Below are 16,437 nucleotides of genomic sequence, written 5' to 3'. Positions count from 1 at the left end.
TTCACCGCAATCAGGTGACTACACTCCGTGATCATGAATCAAGGTGAGAAAGCGTTCCGGTCGGTAAATGCAGGTGGAAAAGCGGGCACTTGGGGCGGGGTGCTGTTCAGCGGCCTTGCGCTGGCCGGCCTCGTGGCCGTCGCCGCTGCGGAGTCCCCATCGGGGGGCGGGGCCCCGACGACGGGGCCGCCACCCGATGGGGTGAACGCGGCGGCCGCGGCGGGCGAGCGCGGGCCCGCCGCCGACCCCGGGTGTGAGGACGGGACCGGCGGATCGCCCGAGGCCGGGGCCGGCCGGGCCCGTATGGCCGAGCAGGCCCCCGACGACCCCGCCCGGCTCAGCCCCGAGGAGGCCGCCGACCTCGACCGCAGGCTGGCCCAGGCGGCCGCCAGCCGGCAGGCCCCGAACTCGGCCGCGCCCACGACCATCCCGGTCGTGGTGCACGTGATCTCGCACACCGACGGCAGCGGCGATGTGGACGACGCCACCGTCGACGAGCAGATCGCGGTCATGAACAAGGGGTTCGGCGGCGGCTACGGCGGACAGGACACCGGCATCCGGTTCGAGCTGGCCGACGTCACCCGCGACGCCGACGACACCTGGTTCGACCGGTTCGCCGCCAACGAGCGCGCGATAAAGGACGAGCTGCACCAGGGCGACGCCGGGACCCTGAACCTCTACACGGTCGATCTGGGCAACGCCATCCTGGGGCAGTCGACGTTCCCGCAGGAGTACGGCTCCGATCCGAAGGGCGACGGCGTCGTGGTCGACCACCGCACGGTCCCGGGGGGCGGCCGCAAGGGCTTCGACCTCGGCTATACCGCGGTGCACGAGATCGGACACTGGCTCGGGCTGTACCACACGTTCCAGAACGGCTGCGAGGACCCGGGCGACTACGTCGACGACACCCCCTACGAGCGGGAGCAGTCGAGCGGCTGCCCGAAGGGCCGCGACACCTGCCGCGACCGCGAGGGCACCGACCCCATCCACAACTTCATGAACTACAGCGACGACCCGTGCCTCAACCACTTCACCAAGGGCCAGGCGGAACGCATGTCCGACGCCTGGACCGCCTTCCGCACCTAAGGGCGGTGCCGGGGGGCCGGCGCCGCGCACGACGGTGCCCCCGGGGCGGGCCGCCCGGCCCGCCTCCGGGTACCACCGGCGGCGGCCCGGCATCCGGGCCGGGCGGGCACCGGCCGCGCGCGCCCGCGGGGCCTCGTCCGGGGGCGGGGGGCGGGCGTGGCGTCGATAAACTCGACGCCATGGCAGCGACCAAGACCTACCTCACGGGCGTCCAGACGTCGGGGATGCCCCACATCGGCAACTACATCGGGGCGATCAAACCGGCGCTGGCCGCGGCGAGTGCGAACGACACCCTGTACTTCCTCGCCGACTTCCACTCCCTCAACTCCGTCAAGGACCCGGACAGGCTCCGGAACGACATCCGGTCGGTCGCCGCCACCTGGCTCGCCTGCGGGCTCGATCCCCAGCGCACCGTCATCTACCGGCAGTCCAGCATCCCCGAGGTCTTCGAACTCAGCTCGATCCTCGCCAGTGTCACCGCGAAGGGCCTGATGAACCGGGCGCACGCCTACAAGGCCGCGCGCGACCGCAACGAGGCCGCCGGGGGCACCGACCTCGACGCCGGGGTCAACATGGGGCTGTTCAACTACCCCATCCTCATGGCCGCCGACATCCTGGTCATGGAGGCCGACGTCGTCCCGGTGGGCCGCGACCAGGTGCAGCACATCGAGTACACCGGCGACATCGCCCGCGCGTTCAACCACCTCTACGGCGACTCCTACGCCTTCCCGATCCCGCAGGGCGCCTACCCGGAGGGCGAGGCCAGCATCCTGCCGGGCATCGACGGCCGGAAGATGAGCAAGTCCTACGACAACCACATCCCGATCTTCCTGCCCGAGAACAAGCTCAAGAAGCTCGTCCGCCGCATCCCCACCGACTCCACGCCGGTCGAGGCGCCCAAGGACCCCGACACCTCCGTGCCGTTCCAGCTCCTGGCCCAGTTCGCGCCGGCGGAGCGCGTCGAGCCGGTCCGCAAGCGCCTGGAAGAGGGCGGCATGGGCTGGGGCGAGCTGAAGAACGAGCTGTTCGAGGTCCTCAACGAGACGTTCGGCCCCATGCGCGAGCGCTACGACGAACTGGTCGCCCCGGGACGCGAACTCGACGCCATCCTCACCGCCGGAGCCGAGCGGGCCCGCGAACGCAGCCGCGCCACCCTGGCCAAGGTCCGGACCGCCGTCGGCATCGACTGAGCCCGCCCCGCCGCGTACGCCCGCGCGGACGCGGCGGGCCACCGCGGGTCCGCGGCCGGAAAACGACTCGACGCCGGGATCGGCCGTCCAGCACACTCCTGTGTGCACGGCCCGCGCGCAGGGCCGCCACGCGTGTTCGCACGGAGGCAATCCCACCCCTGGGGTGTCCCTCCGTGTAGGCCGATGCCCGGCCGACGACCGATCCCCGAGAGGACCTGGCATGACCGGCCTGCGGACCATCGATCTCGATACCCTCAACTCCGCCACCAAGTACCCGAGCATCCCCACCTACCATGCTCTGGACCCCAAGAACGGCGGGCTGCTCGACACCACCGTCCCGTTCTCCGGCCGGGTGGTCCTCACGGAGAAGCTGGACGGAAGCAACGCACGCGTCATCACCCTGCCGGACGGCGGCTACGTGCTCGGCAGCCGCGAGGAGCTGCTGTACGCCAAGGGCGACCTGATCGGCAACCCCGCCCAGGGCATCGTCGGCGCCCTGCGCGCGGTGGCCGAGCGGCTCACCCCGCCGGCCGAGGGCGTGCGAACCCTCTACCTGGAGGTCTACGGCGGAAAGATCACCGGGGCGAGCCGCCAGTACACCGGCCACCGCGCCGTCGGCCACCGGATGTTCGACACCGCGGACGTGCCCGCGGAGGTCCTGGACTGGCCGCGCCACCGGGTGTCCGCCTGGCGGGACGGCGGCGGCCCGGACTTCCTCGGCGAGGACGCGCTGGCCGCGCTCGCCGCACGGGAGGGGATCGACCTGGTGCCGCGGCTGGGCACGGTCGACGGCGGTGGGCTCCCGACCGGGATCGAGGAGACGCAGGGGTTCCTGGCCGACCACCTGCCCGCGACACGCGCTGCGCTGGACGATGACGCCGGGCGCCGCCCCGAGGGGATCGTGCTGCGCACGGCCGACCGCTCGGCCATCGCCAAGGCGAGGTTCCAGGACTACGCGCGCATGCTCAAGCGCCGCCGGTGATACACGCCCGTGCGGGTGGACCCGGCCGGGCCCACCCGCACGGGCGTGCGGCGACAGGCCGCTCGCTTGCGCGCGACGCGTTCGACCCGGCCGGGGTACGGCCCCCTCCGCGGCGCCCGAACGGCAGGACGCCGCCGCCGAGCGCGGACCGGCACGACGGACACGGCGGCCCCGGCGAGCGGGGCCACCCGGCGCCGACTGGCGGCATCCGCGCCGGAGCTTCGGCGTTCCCGCCACCCGCGGCCGCCACCGCCGTCGAAACCGGGTGCGCCCCGATACGGGACCGCGTGTCACCGGTGCTCGGGTGACGTCGTCTGTTTAGCATTCGGTGAGCGCGTACGGACGCTCAGTAGTCCCGCTCCGGTTCGCCGACCGATCCCTGCGTGGAGACCGCATGACGTCCCTGACCACCCCGCCGCGCCGGCCCCGGGCGCACCTGCGCCTGCGGGCGGTCGCCGCCGTGCTCCGCGGCCTCGCGCCCAACGCGTTCTTCATCGAGAACGAGGTGGCCGGGCTCGGCGAGCTGGTGCGGCCGGGGGCCGTCTGCGTCGACATCGGGGCCGAGTACGGCCTCTACACCTTCGCCATGGCCGGCCTCGCCGGTCCGGGCGGGACCGTCTACGCCGTCGAGCCGCTGCCCGGGCCGGCCCGGTTCCTGGCGGCCGCGGTCCGCGCCGTGGACGCCCCGGGCATCCACGTCGTCCGGCGCGCGCTCGCCGGACAGCCGGGCGCGGGGACGCTCAGCCTGCCCGTGCGGCGCGGGCTGCCCGTACACGGCCGCGCCTACCTCACCACCGGTGCCGACCGTCCCGGCCCCAACGCCGAGTTCGGCGGCCGCCGGCTGGTGCCGACGGAGGTCGGCACGCTGGACGAGCTCGTCGCCGAGCGCGGGATCGAACGGGTCGACGTCATCAAGGCCGACGTCGAGGGGGCGGAGCTCGCGGTCCTCGAAGGAGGCTGGGCCACCCTCACCGCGCACCGCCCCGCGCTGCTCCTGGAGATCGAGGACCGGCACCTGGCCAAGTACGGCACCGGCGCGGCCGCGATCGTGGCGCGGCTGCGCGGACTCGGCTACCGCATGAGCGCCTGGGTCGCCGGCGGCTGGCACCAGGTCGGCGAGGTCCGCGAGGGCCACCGCAACTACCTCTTCACCGGCCGCGCCTGACGCTCCCCTCGCCGCGGCCCGTGCGTGCTGGCCGCCTCGCCGCCGCCGGCCGGTGACCGTCCCCTTTCCGCCGCCCGCGGGTGGACGGCGCCCTCTCGGCCGCCCATGCGCGGCGGCCCCGGCCGCCGGCCGGGACCACCACGACCTCGGCTCGGCTCATCCGACCACGGGCGTGCCCTCCAGCGTCACCCCCGCGTCGGCCATGCTCGCCAGCGCCCTGTCGGTCGTGGGGCGGGCCACGCCCGCGGTGAGGTCGAGGAGGACGCGGGTGCCGAACCCGGCGGCGGCCGCGTCCAGCGCGGTCGCCCGGACGCAGTGGTCGGTGGTGAGCCCCACGAGGTCGACGTCGGTGACGCCGCGCTCACGCAGCCACGCCTCCAGGCCCTGCCCCTTCTCGGACTCCTCGTCGCCCCCGGTGCTGCCCTCGAAGCCGCTGTAGGCGGCGACGTACTGGCCCTTGCTGAACACCTCCTCGACCCCTCCGGTGTCGAACGCCGGGTGGAACTCGGCGCCGGGCGTCCCCACCACGCAGTGCCGCGGCCAGCTGTCGACGAAGTCCGGATCGGCGGAGAAGTGCGCCCCCGGGTCGATGTGGCGGTCACGGGTGGCCACGATGTGGGCGTAGTCGCCCCGGTGGTCGGCGATGAACCGCGTGACCTTGGCGGCCACGTTCGCGCCGCCCGCGACCGCGAGGCTGCCGCCTTCGCAGAAGTCGTTCTGTACGTCGACGACGAGTAGTGCCCTCATCGGTTCCCCCTTTGGTTCCGGTTCCCTGTCACATGTCGGTGCGCGATTCGAAGTGGGTGGGGATCGCCGGCTCGCCCCGGGACATCTGCTGGGCGGTCGCCGGCAGCTCCGCGACGGCGGCGACGTGCCGCTCGCGCGCCGCCTCCAGCGGCTCGCGGCCGACGACCTCGCCGTCAGCGACCAGGCGCCGCAGGAGCGGGCGCAGGCCGCGGGTCTCCTCGGGCGCGTAGTCGTAGACGACCTCGCCGCCGGCGACCCCCTGCCCGTCGAGCCTGCGGTAGCCCCACTTGCGCCCGCCCTTGCTCGGCTTGCCCACCGACCGCTTGGCCACCGGTTCCAGCGGGGCGTCGGCGCCGGTCCCCCGGGCGCGCGCCACCAGCTTGTAGACCAGCGACACCGTGGGCGACCCCGACCCCGTCACCAGGGCGGTGCCCACGCCGTAGCCGTCGACGGGCGCCACGGCCAGCGCCTGGATCGCGTGCTCGTCGAGGTCGCCCGTCACCACGATGCGCGTCTCGCCGGCGCCGTGCTCGTCGAGGATCTTGCGCACGCGCGAGGCGGTGATGGCGAGGTCGCCGGAGTCCAGCCGCACCCCGCCGAGGCGGTTCCCGGCCAGTTCCAGGGCGGTCTGCACCGCGCGCTCCACGTCGAAGGTGTCGACCAGCAGGGTGGTGTCCAGGCCGAGGGCGGCCAGCTGCGTGGCGAAGGCGTGTCTCTCGCTGTCGTGCAGCAGCACGAACGCGTGGGCCGCGGTGCCCGCGGTGGGCACCCCGTAGAGCCGCCCCGCCTCCAGGTTGGAGGAGGTGGCGAACCCGGCGATGTAGGCGGCCCGGGCGGCGGCGACCGCCGCCTTCTCGTGGGCGCGGCGCGACCCCATCTCGATCATCGGCCGCCCCCCGGCGGCCGTGACCATGCGCGAGGCGGCCGAGGCGATCGCGGAGTCGTGGTTGTAGATCGAGAGCGCGATCGTCTCCAGGAGGACGGCTTCGGCGAACGTGCTCTCGACGACGAGGATGGGGGAGCCGGGGAAGTAGCACTCGCCTTCGCCGTAGCCCCAGACGTCGCCGCTGAAGCGGTACCCGGCGAGCCATTCGAGGGTGGTCTCGTCGACGACGCGGGCATCGGAGAGGAAGTCGAGGGTGGGGGTGGGGAACCGGAAGCGCTCCAGGGCGTCGAGGAACCGGCCCGGCCCGCCCACCACGCCGTAGCGGCGGGCGTCGGGGAGGCGGCGGGCGAACATCTCGAACACGGTCCGGCGGTGGGCGGCGCCGCTGCGCAGTGCCCCTTGCAGCATCGTCAGTTCGTACCGGTCGGTGAGCAGTGCGCTGCTCCAGTCGTCGGTCATAACTGCCAAGACTAGTTTGTGTCTGGCGGGATCAAAGTGACCGGGCCGGGGTTCCCCAGGTCAGCGGCGGCGTCCGGAAAACGGTGGGAGAATGGTCATCGGAAGCGGCCCGCGGCGGGGACACAGCGCCGCCGCCGTACGTTGAGCAGGGTGTGCGGTGCCGCCGGGGTACCGGGGACGGCCTGACGACGGGACACGGGTAGGTGAGTCATCCATGACGACGGCGCCGGTCGAGCTGGAGCGGCCGGACATCGAGGCGGACGTGCGGCCCGATCTGCCGTGGGTGACGATCGTCTGGAACGATCCGGTCAACCTGATGTCGTACGTCACCTACGTCTTCCAGTCGGTCTTCGGCTACTCCAAGCGCAAGGCCAACGCCTTGATGCTCGACGTGCACCACAAGGGGCGCGCCGTGGTCTCCACCGGGAGCCGCGAGGAGATGGAGCGCGACGTCAACGTCCTGCACGAGTACGGCCTGTGGGCCACGCTCCAGAAGGACACGTGACCGCGCGGCCGACTGTTCCACGTTTCGACAGCAGGGTGGATTGTCCGACATGACCAAGGGATTCCGGTCCGTTCGCGGCGGGGTCGCCATCGACCTCGACCCCGACGAGTCGGCGGTGCTGCGCTCGATGGCCGCCCTCCTGCTGGAGGTGGTGGACGCCCCCGACGAACCCGAGGGCCCCGACGACCTCGCGGCGCTCGTCGGGATCGGACCGGAGCGCGAGAAGCCCGCCGACCCCGTGCTGGCGCGGCTCTTCCCGGACGCCTACGGCGACGACGCCGAGGCGGCCGGCGACTTCCGCCGCTACACCGAGGACGGACTGCGCCGGCACAAGCGGGCGAACGCGCAGGCGGTGCTCTCCGCCGTGCCCGCGTCGGGCGGCCGGGTGACCCTCGGCAACGGCGACGCCCACACGTGGCTCAAGGCGCTCAACGACGTCCGGCTCGCCCTGGGCACCCGGCTCGACATGGACGACCGGAGCCTGGAGTCGTTCCAGCGAGGCGAGACCCGGGTCGCGCCGGAGGACGCCGCCGCGCTGCACATCTACGACTGGCTGAGCGCCGTGCAGGAGACCCTCGTGCAGTCGCTGTTCGGCGCGCTGCCCCCGGAGCGCTGACGCCGGAGGGCGAAGGCATACCCAGTCGGTGGGTAGGGATATTTTCTCCGCTACGCTGAGGACCATGCTGAGGATCGACCGCGCGATCTACGACCTGATCGTCGCCCACGCGCGCCGCGACCACCCCGACGAGGCGTGCGGGATCGTCGCCGGCCCCGAGGGCTCCGACCGCCCGGAGCGGTTCGTCGAGATGGCCAACGCCGAGCGCTCCCCGACCTTCTACCGGTTCGACTCCATCGAACAGCTCAAGGTCTGGCGCGAGATGGACGACCGCGACGAAGAACCCGTGGTGGTCTACCACTCCCACACCGCCACCGAGGCCTACCCCTCGCGCACCGACATCTCCTACGCCTCCGAGCCCAACGCCCACTACGTCCTGGTCTCCACCCGCGAGCCCGACACCGTGGAGTTCCGGTCCTACCGCATCATCGGCGGCGAGGTCACCGAGGAGCCCGTGGAGATCGCCGGCGCCGGAGTATGACCGCGACCCCCGCCGCCCGCGGAATCACCCGCGGGCGCCGCCTGTTGCAAGCGGGGAAGCACCAGGCAACGCAGAGCCGACACCCAGAGCTACGGAGAAGAACCCATGGCCATCGAGGTCCGCATCCCCACCATCCTGCGCAACCTGACCGGCGGCGATAAGGCCGTCGACGGCGAGGGCGCGACACTCGGCGAGCTGATCACCGACCTCGACAAGCGCTACCCCGGCCTCGGCGAACGGCTCGTCGACAACGGCAAGCTGCGCCGGTTCGTCAACGTCTACCTCAACGACGAGGACGTCCGGTTCACCGGCGGACTCGACGCCACCCTCGGCGACGGCGACGCCGTCACGATCCTGCCCGCCGTCGCGGGCGGCATGCGCTAGCCGCCATGCGCTTCGACTCGCTCCTGGACTCCCTCGGCGGCACCCCGCTGGTGGGCCTGCCGCGGCTGTCCCCGTCGCCCGACGTGCGGCTGTGGGCCAAGCTGGAGGACCGCAACCCCACGGGCTCGATCAAGGACCGCGCCGCGTTCTACATGATCGAGCAGGCGGAGAAGGACGGCCGGCTCTCCCCGGGCGCCACCATCCTCGAACCCACCTCGGGCAACACCGGGATCTCCCTGGCGATGGCCGCCAAACTGCGCGGCTACGCCATGGTGTGCGTGATGCCGGAGAACACCTCCGCCGAACGCAAGCAGCTGCTGGAGATGTGGGGCGCGCGGATCCACTTCTCGCCGGCCGAGGGCGGGTCCAACGAGGCGGTGCGCGTGGCCAAGGCGATGGCCGCCGAACACCCCGACTGGGTGATGCTCTACCAGTACGGCAACCCCGCCAACGCCCGCGCCCACTACGAGACCACCGGGCCCGAGCTGCTGGCGGACCTGCCCGGCATCACCCACTTCGTCGCGGGGCTGGGCACCACCGGAACCCTCATGGGCGTGGGGCGCTACCTGCGCGAGCAGCGCCCCGGGGTGCGGATCGTGGCCGCGGAGCCGCGCTACGGCGAACTCGTCTACGGCCTGCGCAACCTCGATGAGGGGTTCGTCCCCGAGCTGTACGACGAGTCCGTCCTCACCACGCGCTTCTCGGTCCCCGCCGACGCCGCGCTCAAGCGCACCCGCGAACTCCTCACCCAGGAGGGCATCTTCGCCGGGCTCTCGACCGGCGGCGCCCTGCACGCCGCGCTGGGTGTGGCGCGCAAGGCGGTCGCGGCCGGCGAGCGCGCCGACATCGCGTTCGTCGTCGCCGACGGCGGGTGGAAGTACCTGTCGACCGGCGCCTACGAGGGCACCCTCGACGAAGCCGAGGCCCGGCTCGACGGCCAGCTCTGGGCCTGAGGCCGGGCGGGGGCGCCGCGGCGCCCCCGCCCGGGGGCGCGGCTCAGCCCGCCGCGACCGCCATCCGCATGGTGGTGTTCGCGCCGTCCAGGGCCTCGCGGATGATGTCGGCGTGCCCGGCGTGCTGCGATGTCTCGCGGATCAGGTGCAGCAGGATCCGCCGCGCCGACCACGACGCGTTCGGCGGGAACCACGGCGCCTCGGGCAGGCGCGACCGCCCGTCGAGGCCGGGCAGCCCCATGACGATCTCCTCGGTGGCGCGCGCTGTCGCTGCGTAGTCGTCCAGCAGGCCCGCCAGGGTCTCGCCGTCGACCATCCGGAAGCCGTCGCGCCAGGACGCCTGCACCTCGGGGGAGGTCGGATCGGCCATGGGCCGGGCCCGCCCGAGCAGGGTGTCCATCCACCCGCGCTCGACAGCGGACAGGTGCTTGACGATCCCGCCCAGGCACAGCTCGCTCACCGTGGTGCGGCGCCCGGCCTCCTCGTCCGTGATCCCCTCGAGCGCCAGCCGCAGCGTGCCGCGCTGCTCGGCGAGGATCTCCAGGATCTCGGTCCGCTCGTCGGCCATGCCGTTCTCCGCAGCCATGGGATACCCCAACTCTCGTTTCTCGGTTCGTTCTCCGTCCAGCGGGGCCGACTCTAGGGACCAAATAGGTCCGTTCCGTTCCTCATTCCCCGCCTCTGCGCGGATCCGCATGATCGGGGACGGAGGGCCGGGTGGGGGCGGTGGAACCCGGTTCGGTTCAATGGAGTGCATGACGCGATTCGACTCCGCGACCGAGGTCGCACCGGCGGGCGCGGGCCGCTACACCACCGCCCTCGACGCCGGCTACCTCATCGGGACCGCGATGAACGGCGGCTACCTGATGGCGGTCATGCAGCGGGCGGCCCTGGCCGAATCCCCGCTCCAGCACGCGGTCTCCTCCTCCTTCCACTTCCTGCGCCCCGCAGGCGAGGGTCCCGCGGAGGTCGAAACGACCGTTCTGAAGTCCGGGCGCACGGTCACCACCGTCCAGGCCGTGATCCGGCAGAACGACACCCCGCTGGTCACGGGGGTCCTGGCAACCGCAACGCTGGACCCGGCGGCGGTCCCCGCCTTCGAGGAGCCCGTCCCCGCCATACCGCCCATCGGTGAATGCCGGCGCTTCGACCCCCGGGCCGAATCCGCCGGCGGCGCCCCGCAGGGCTTCCCCCAGCGGCTCGACACCTCCTTCACCCCCGAGAGCTGGGCCCGGCTGAGCGGGCGGTCGGCCGACCGCGTCCCCGAACTCCTCGGCTACGTCGGATTGAGCGAGGCGGACGGCGGTCCCGCGGCGGATCCCGCGCTGTTCCTCCCCCTCGCCGTCGACGCCCTGCCCCCGGTGGTCACCGTGCTGGACTCCTGGCGCTGGGCGCCCACCGTCGAGCTGACCTGGCACATGCGCGCCGTCCCCGAACCCGGCCCGCTCGCCTTCCGCTCCCGCGCGGGGGCGATCGGCGACGGCTGGTTCGACGAGACCGTCGACCTGTGGGACGGCAAGGGCCGACTGGTCGCCCAGAGCCGCCAGATGGCCCGCTCGGGGCGGCCCCGCGCGCGGTAGCCGCGGAACGGATCACCATGAACCGGAAAAAGTTGCCTTGTGTGAGCAATTCACATGTGATTCACGACGCGTGAGACGCGGGCCACATTAGGTACCGCAAGGGCGGACATTGGGGTAGACCCGTAACACGGAGAACACGGAGACGACCACCCCGCGACACACCCGCTTCACCGCGTGAGTCTCCGCGGAGGCACCTGATCGAAAAGGCATAAGCGACGTGCGACTCACCATCATCGGCTCGTCGGGGAGCTTCCCCGGACCGGCCAGCCCCGCATCCTGTTACCTTGTGGAGGCAGGGGACTTCCGCGTGCTGCTCGACCTGGGCAACGGTGCGCTCGGCGCGCTCCAGAGATACGCCGACATCTACGACATCGACGCCGTCTACCTCAGTCACCTGCACGCCGACCACTGCTTCGACCTCTGCTCGTACTGGGTGGCCAGGACCTTCCCGCACGGCGGTCCGAAACCCCCCATCCCCGTCTACGGCCCGCCCGGCGTCGCCGAGCGCATGGCCGAGGCGTACGGGCTCGACCCGGAGCCCGGGATGACCGAGACCTTCGACTTCCACGAACTCGCGCCCGGCGCCCTGCGCATCGGCCCGATGACGGTCCACCTCGACCGGGTCAACCACCCCGTGGAGGCGTTCGGGATCCGGCTGGAGCACGAGGGCGCCAGCCTCACCTACAGCGGGGACACCGGCTCCTGCGACGAACTCGTCGACCTCGCCCGCGACACCGACCTCTTCCTGTGCGAAGCGTCGTTCCACGACCACCGCGACCACCCCAAGGACATGCACCTCACGGGCAGCGAAGCGGGTGAGCACGCCCAGCGCGCCGGGGCCCGGCGCCTGGTGCTGACCCACCTGGTGCCCTGGAACGACGACGACCGCACCCTGGCCGAGGCGCGCGGAGCCTTCACCGGACCCATCGACCTCGCCCGGCCCGGCGCCGTCTACGAGATCGGCACACCGGTCCTCGGCGCGGTCTGAACAGGGAGGCGGCTCGGGCTACGGGGCATCGTCGCCGTCCCCGGAGCCGGAGCCGGCCTCCGGGGCGGCGTCCCTGCCGCCGACGACCGTGCCCGCCGTCGCCGTCGCGACCTCCAGCAGGTCCGCGCCCTGGACGTCGTCGGAGTTGGACGAGATCGAGACGAGCATGCCGGGCAGGTGCAGGTCGGCGCCTGAGAACATCTCCCCGGTGTGCCACTCGGCGATCCCGCCCAGCGCCGCGACCCCGTCGGTGCTGAAGAAGGCCGCGCTCCCCAGCGCCACCTCCGGCGTGTGCCCGGGGTACTCCACCACGCCGCCGCCCGGGGTGTAGGTGACCATGACGACCTCGCTGCCGTCGCTGGTGCTGAACCCCGCCCAGGAGCACTCCAGCCGCTGGTCGCCGCGCACCTCGGTGAACTCGGGGTCGGTCATCCTGCCGGTGACGACCGTGATGTCGTCCATGACCCCCGTCGCCTCACAGGACTCCGGCATCGGCGGCTCCTCCACCGGTTCCGGCTCCTCCGAGGGCTCCGCGGACGCGGCGCCGGCCGAGGGGGCGGTGCGGCTCAGCGGCTCCCCGCCGAACTCCGTCCACAGCGGCTCCGGCGACTCCGACACCGGCGGAGCCGCGGAGGCATCCCCGTCCGCCTGCGTGCCGCAGCCGCCGAGCGCCACCGCCATCACGGCCGCGAATCCACCGATGGCCCACCGCGCGCCCGGTGCGTTCGTCGGTTCAAGAGCCATCGCGTGGGGACCTCTGCCATCCGGGGTTCGGGATTCGGCCGCATCCCGCGCGGGGGACCGACGGGGGCGGCACACCCTCATGGTGTCACCTTTCCGGACGAAAACCACTGCGGCGTCCGGTGACCGTAAGCAGAGGGATACCTGGACCGGCGGCGCCGCCGTGCCAGATAGGCTCCTTGCATGGCTCGACCCGACGGACGCGCTCCGAACCAACTCCGGCCCGTGACCATCACCCGCAACTGGCTGCGCCACGCAGAGGGCTCCGCCCTCGTGGAATTCGGCGACACGCGCGTGCTCTGCGCCGCGTCCGTCGAAGACGGCGTCCCCCGGTGGCGCCGCGGAACCGGCGAGGGGTGGGTCACCGCGGAATACGCGATGCTGCCGCGCGCCACCGATACCCGCGGCGCACGCGAATCGGTCAAGGGCAAGATCGGCGGGCGCACCCACGAGATCTCGCGCCTGATCGGCCGGTCCCTGCGCGCGGTCGTCGACTTCAAGGCCATGGGCGAACACACCATCACCCTCGACTGCGACGTCCTCCAGGCCGACGGCGGGACCCGCACCGCCGCGATCACCGGCGCCTACGTCGCCCTCGCCGACGCCGTCAAGTACCTGCGCAAGCGGCGCAACCTCAAGAACAACCCGCTCACCGGCTCCGTCGCGGCGGTCAGCGTCGGCATCATCCAGGAGCAGCCGCGGCTGGACCTCAACTACCTGGAGGACTCCGTCGCCCAGACCGACATGAACGTCGTCGTCACGGGCAGCGGCCGGTTCATCGAGGTTCAGGGCACGGCTGAGGGCGCCCCGTTCGAGCGCGCCGACCTCGACAAGCTCCTCGACCTCGCCCTGGGCGGCTGCACCGAGCTCACCGAGATCCAGAAGAAGGCGCTCGCGGGATGAGTGAGCGCGCGACCGTCGTCCTGGCGACCCGCAACCTCAAGAAGGTCCCGGAGCTACAGGCGATCCTGGCCGGCGCCGGCATCCCCGCCGACGTCGCGGGCCTCGACGACCACCCCGGCGCCCCCGAGGTCGCCGAGACCGAGCCGACGTTCTCCGGCAACGCCCTGCTCAAGGCGCGGGCCATCGCCGCCTACACGGGCCTGCCGGCCGTCGCCGACGACTCCGGGCTGCGCGTGGACGCCCTGAACGGCATGCCCGGCGTGCTGTCGGCCCGCTGGTCGGGGCGGTTCGGGGCGGCGACCGGCGACAAGGACGCCGCCAACCTCGACCTCGTCCTGGACCAGCTGGCCGACACCCCCGAGGACCGCAGGGGGGCGGAGTTCGTGTGCGCCGCCGCCGTCGCGTTCCCCGACGGCCGGGAAGAGGCGGTCGAGGGCGTCCTGCGCGGGCGCATCGCCGCCGAGCCGCGCGGGGGCAACGGTTTCGGCTACGACCCGGTCTTCGTGCCCGACGGCGAGACCCGCACCACGGCCGAGCTGAGCGCGGCGGAGAAGAACGCCATCAGCCACCGCGGTATCGCCTTCCGCGAGCTCGCGAACCGGCTCGGCGTGCTGCTCTGACCGCCGGGGCCGGGGCGGCACCGTCCCGGCCGGCATGCGACGACGTGGCCGCCGCCCCGAGTGGGGCGGCGGCCACGTGTGTGCGGGGGCGCGGCGGGCGTCAGATGCTGCTGATCTGGTTGATCAGCTCGTTCACGCAAAGGACGACGAACAGCAGCCCGGAGACGGCCAGGCCGACGTTGCTCACCCAGCCGTTGCGCCACGGCTGCGGCACGCGCTTGGAGTTGAGCAGCCACAGCAGGGTCAGCGCGAGGAACGGCATGAAGAACGCGCCGAGCATGCCGTAGATCAGCACCAGCTGGAACGGCCGGTCGAACAGCAGCAGGAGCATCGGCGGGAAGGTCAGCCACAGCAGGTAGCCGCGGAAGGCCCAGCTCTGCTCCCGCTCCTCCACCGGACGGTTCACCTTGCCGCGCACGTGGCCGATGAAGTCGGCGAACATCAGGCTGACGCCGTGCCACACGCCGAGGATGGACGAGTAGGCGGCGGAGAAGAACCCGATCAGGAAGATGACCGACAGGACGCGCCCGAACCGGTCCTCCAGGACGTCGGCGAGCGCCATGAGGCCGGCGTCGTCCTGGGTGAGGGTGATCGAGGTGGCGTACAGCAGCTCGGCGCCGAGGACGAGTGTCGCGATGACGAAGAGGCCGGTCGTGATGTAGGCGATCCGGTTGTCCCACCGCATCATCCGCACCCAGGTGGCGTCGCGCCAGCCCTTGGCGTTCACCCAGTAGCCGTAGGCGGCCATGGTGATGGTGCCGCCGACGCCGCCGATGAGGGCGAGCGTCGTCATCAGCGAGTCCTCGGCGTTGGGCACGATCGGGCGGAGCCCGAGGATGGCCTCGCCCACGTTCGGGACCACGTAGATCGCCAGGCCGACGACGGTCACGAACATGATCCCGACGAAGACGGTCATGACCTTCTCGAACACCGCGTACTGGTTGAACCAGACGAAGACGAGACCGGACACGCCGCAGATCATGCCCCACGCCCACAGGGGGAGCACGGGGAAGAGGGCCGCCAAGGGCAGGGCGGACGCCGACATCGCGGCGGCGCCGTAGATCAAGCCCCAGATGACGATGTAGGGGGCGAAGTAGACGTGTGTCCACCGCCCGAGGCTGGACCACCCGTCGAAGATGGTGCGGCCGGTGGCGAGGTGCCAGCGGCCGGTGGCCTCGGCGAGCGAGATCTTGACGATCGCACCGAGGATCGTGGCCCACAGCAACGTGTAGCCGAAGAGGTTTCCCGCGACAAGGGTGGCGACGAGGTCGCCGGACCCGACACCGGTCGCTGCTACGACCAGGCCGGGGCCTACGAGCTTCCAACTGGGTTTGCGCTGTTCCGGCGCCGCTTGCGAGGCGTCCGAAGGGTCGGATACGGCCAAGGGGGATCCTTCCTCGGAATCCGCAGGGTCAAAGGGCAAATCTGCAAAACCGCGGCGCCATGGGGCAACTGCCTGCAATGATTCGTCGCCGGATTGATATGACTGAGACCACAGTGGTCGATGGTGTCCCGGTTGTGCAATGTGCTGTCGCGCAAGGGATTGCGCGTGATTCCGTTGGCCGATGCGCGCAAGCGCGGGGATACCCGCGGTGGCGGCGTCCGCCGGCCGTCGCGCGGGCGTGTCCGGTTCGCGGGTCCCGGCTTCATCGGGTAGTGTTCACCGAGCCGAAACCGGAGTCGCCCGAGAGAGCGACGAAGGACGGCGGCCCCCGGAAAAACGGTTCGAAGCATCGACCTCGAGCCGCTAAGCTTGGGGGGCGACGGGAACCGAGTCCCGAACATCCGTAGAACATCTGTTCGGATGGGCGGTCGGTCCCCCCGGGAGGACGACGCCGACGCCGGTCAGGCGGAGGCGGTCGGAACACTCCGATACCGGATTCGAACTTGAGTGCACTTCACGCTGATTTCGTATGCGCTTGTGCACGAATGGTGAGATCAGCTTTTGTTTTTGATATCGGTTCGCGAAAAACGCCGGTTTGGCGGGGAGCGGAACGGCTGATAAAGTAAAAGCACAACAGCAGGACGGAAGCTCCGCCTCTGCGGAAGAGCCTTGGGAATTCGCTCCTTGTGGGTGGTTCGGGCTTGTACGGGATGAGCGGTTGTTTTTTGAGAACTCAACAGCGCGTGTTTGTTTTTCTTTAAGCCAAA

General features: G+C 71.7%; 19 protein-coding genes. 13 read left to right on the top strand and 6 right to left on the bottom strand.

All coding sequences use genetic code 11. The features are described 5' to 3' along the window. Nucleotides 1–33: 33 nt before the first annotated feature. The 4 genes from ACFO4E_RS28735 to ACFO4E_RS28720 all read left to right on the top strand — a co-directional run bounded on the left by ACFO4E_RS28735 (nt 34) and on the right by ACFO4E_RS28720 (nt 4,423). Nucleotides 34–1,086, top strand: a complete 1,053-nt coding sequence (locus ACFO4E_RS28735) for a zinc metalloprotease (protein ID WP_378580229.1) — start codon at nt 34–36, stop codon at nt 1,084–1,086. 179 nt (nt 1,087–1,265) lie between these two features. Further along, the gene (locus ACFO4E_RS28730; protein ID WP_378580227.1) at nt 1,266–2,276 is read left to right on the top strand and encodes a tryptophan--tRNA ligase; all 1,011 of its coding nucleotides are present in this window, start codon (nt 1,266–1,268) and stop codon (nt 2,274–2,276) included. Nucleotides 2,277–2,496: 220 nt separating this feature from the next. Next, nucleotides 2,497–3,258, top strand: a complete 762-nt coding sequence (locus tag ACFO4E_RS28725; protein WP_378580225.1) for an RNA ligase family protein — start codon at nt 2,497–2,499, stop codon at nt 3,256–3,258. 394 nt (nt 3,259–3,652) lie between these two features. Continuing rightward, the gene (locus ACFO4E_RS28720) at nt 3,653–4,423 is read left to right on the top strand and encodes an FkbM family methyltransferase (protein WP_378580223.1); all 771 of its coding nucleotides are present in this window, start codon (nt 3,653–3,655) and stop codon (nt 4,421–4,423) included. 156 nt (nt 4,424–4,579) lie between these two features. Here ACFO4E_RS28720 and ACFO4E_RS28715 read toward each other — a convergent pair whose 3' ends face one another. Then, nucleotides 4,580–5,170, bottom strand: coding sequence for an isochorismatase family protein (locus tag ACFO4E_RS28715; protein ID WP_378580221.1), 591 nt, complete (start codon nt 5,168–5,170; stop codon nt 4,580–4,582). Between the two features lie 28 nt (nt 5,171–5,198). Then, nucleotides 5,199–6,515: a nicotinate phosphoribosyltransferase gene (locus ACFO4E_RS28710; RefSeq protein WP_378580253.1), complete on the bottom strand. Its 1,317-nt coding sequence runs from the start codon at nt 6,513–6,515 to the stop codon at nt 5,199–5,201. Nucleotides 6,516–6,729: 214 nt separating this feature from the next. On the opposite strand from ACFO4E_RS28710, the gene clpS reads away from it, so the two are divergent. The 5 genes from clpS (at nt 6,730) to ACFO4E_RS28685 (ending at nt 9,454) form a co-directional block, all read left to right on the top strand. Next, nucleotides 6,730–7,020, top strand: a complete 291-nt coding sequence (gene clpS / locus ACFO4E_RS28705; RefSeq protein ID WP_378580219.1) for an ATP-dependent Clp protease adapter ClpS — start codon at nt 6,730–6,732, stop codon at nt 7,018–7,020. A gap of 49 nt (nt 7,021–7,069) precedes the next feature. After that, entirely contained in the window at nt 7,070–7,636 is a 567-nt protein-coding gene (locus ACFO4E_RS28700) for a DUF2017 domain-containing protein (RefSeq protein WP_378580217.1), read from the top strand. Between the two features lie 64 nt (nt 7,637–7,700). Next, nucleotides 7,701–8,117 (top strand): M67 family metallopeptidase, encoded by a 417-nt coding sequence (locus ACFO4E_RS28695; RefSeq protein ID WP_378580215.1) that lies wholly within the window; start codon nt 7,701–7,703, stop codon nt 8,115–8,117. Nucleotides 8,118–8,222: 105 nt separating this feature from the next. Further along, nucleotides 8,223–8,501: a MoaD family protein gene (locus ACFO4E_RS28690; RefSeq protein ID WP_378580213.1), complete on the top strand. Its 279-nt coding sequence runs from the start codon at nt 8,223–8,225 to the stop codon at nt 8,499–8,501. Nucleotides 8,502–8,506: 5 nt separating this feature from the next. Continuing rightward, nucleotides 8,507–9,454 (top strand): PLP-dependent cysteine synthase family protein, encoded by a 948-nt coding sequence (locus ACFO4E_RS28685; protein WP_378580211.1) that lies wholly within the window; start codon nt 8,507–8,509, stop codon nt 9,452–9,454. A gap of 43 nt (nt 9,455–9,497) precedes the next feature. Here ACFO4E_RS28685 and ACFO4E_RS28680 read toward each other — a convergent pair whose 3' ends face one another. Beyond that, complete coding sequence (locus ACFO4E_RS28680) at nt 9,498–10,040, bottom strand: DinB family protein (RefSeq protein ID WP_378580209.1); 543 nt, start codon at nt 10,038–10,040, stop codon at nt 9,498–9,500. A 160-nt stretch (nt 10,041–10,200) separates the two neighbouring features. On the opposite strand from ACFO4E_RS28680, the gene ACFO4E_RS28675 reads away from it, so the two are divergent. Both ACFO4E_RS28675 and ACFO4E_RS28670 read left to right on the top strand, forming a co-directional pair. Beyond that, nucleotides 10,201–11,034, top strand: a complete 834-nt coding sequence (locus ACFO4E_RS28675) for a thioesterase family protein (RefSeq protein ID WP_465263150.1) — start codon at nt 10,201–10,203, stop codon at nt 11,032–11,034. A gap of 217 nt (nt 11,035–11,251) precedes the next feature. Further along, the gene (locus ACFO4E_RS28670) at nt 11,252–12,022 is read left to right on the top strand and encodes an MBL fold metallo-hydrolase (RefSeq protein WP_378580205.1); all 771 of its coding nucleotides are present in this window, start codon (nt 11,252–11,254) and stop codon (nt 12,020–12,022) included. 18 nt (nt 12,023–12,040) lie between these two features. Here ACFO4E_RS28670 and ACFO4E_RS28665 read toward each other — a convergent pair whose 3' ends face one another. After that, nucleotides 12,041–12,766, bottom strand: coding sequence for a hypothetical protein (locus ACFO4E_RS28665; RefSeq protein WP_378580203.1), 726 nt, complete (start codon nt 12,764–12,766; stop codon nt 12,041–12,043). Between the two features lie 180 nt (nt 12,767–12,946). Between ACFO4E_RS28665 and rph the strand changes: the two genes are divergently transcribed. Together rph and rdgB are read left to right on the top strand one after the other, a co-directional pair. Beyond that, the gene (rph, locus tag ACFO4E_RS28660; protein ID WP_378580201.1) at nt 12,947–13,666 is read left to right on the top strand and encodes a ribonuclease PH; all 720 of its coding nucleotides are present in this window, start codon (nt 12,947–12,949) and stop codon (nt 13,664–13,666) included. Beyond that, the gene (gene rdgB / locus ACFO4E_RS28655; RefSeq protein WP_378580199.1) at nt 13,663–14,286 is read left to right on the top strand and encodes an RdgB/HAM1 family non-canonical purine NTP pyrophosphatase; all 624 of its coding nucleotides are present in this window, start codon (nt 13,663–13,665) and stop codon (nt 14,284–14,286) included. The genes rph and rdgB overlap by 4 nt, the downstream gene beginning before the upstream one ends. Before the next feature lie 100 nt (nt 14,287–14,386). On the opposite strand, the gene ACFO4E_RS28650 is transcribed toward rdgB, so the two are convergent. Both ACFO4E_RS28650 and ACFO4E_RS28645 read right to left on the bottom strand, forming a co-directional pair. Further along, the gene (locus ACFO4E_RS28650; RefSeq protein ID WP_378580197.1) at nt 14,387–15,670 is read right to left on the bottom strand and encodes an Nramp family divalent metal transporter; all 1,284 of its coding nucleotides are present in this window, start codon (nt 15,668–15,670) and stop codon (nt 14,387–14,389) included. Between the two features lie 554 nt (nt 15,671–16,224). Further along, on the bottom strand, nt 16,225–16,437 hold a 213-nt coding region (locus ACFO4E_RS28645), incomplete at its 5' end, for a hypothetical protein (RefSeq protein WP_378580195.1).

Origin of the sequence: Nocardiopsis mangrovi, from assembly GCF_042653925.1 — a bacterium.
GTDB classification, from domain to species: Bacteria; Actinomycetota; Actinomycetes; order Streptosporangiales; family Streptosporangiaceae; genus Nocardiopsis_B; species Nocardiopsis_B mangrovi.
This window is presented reverse-complemented; position numbering and strand designations above follow the sequence as displayed.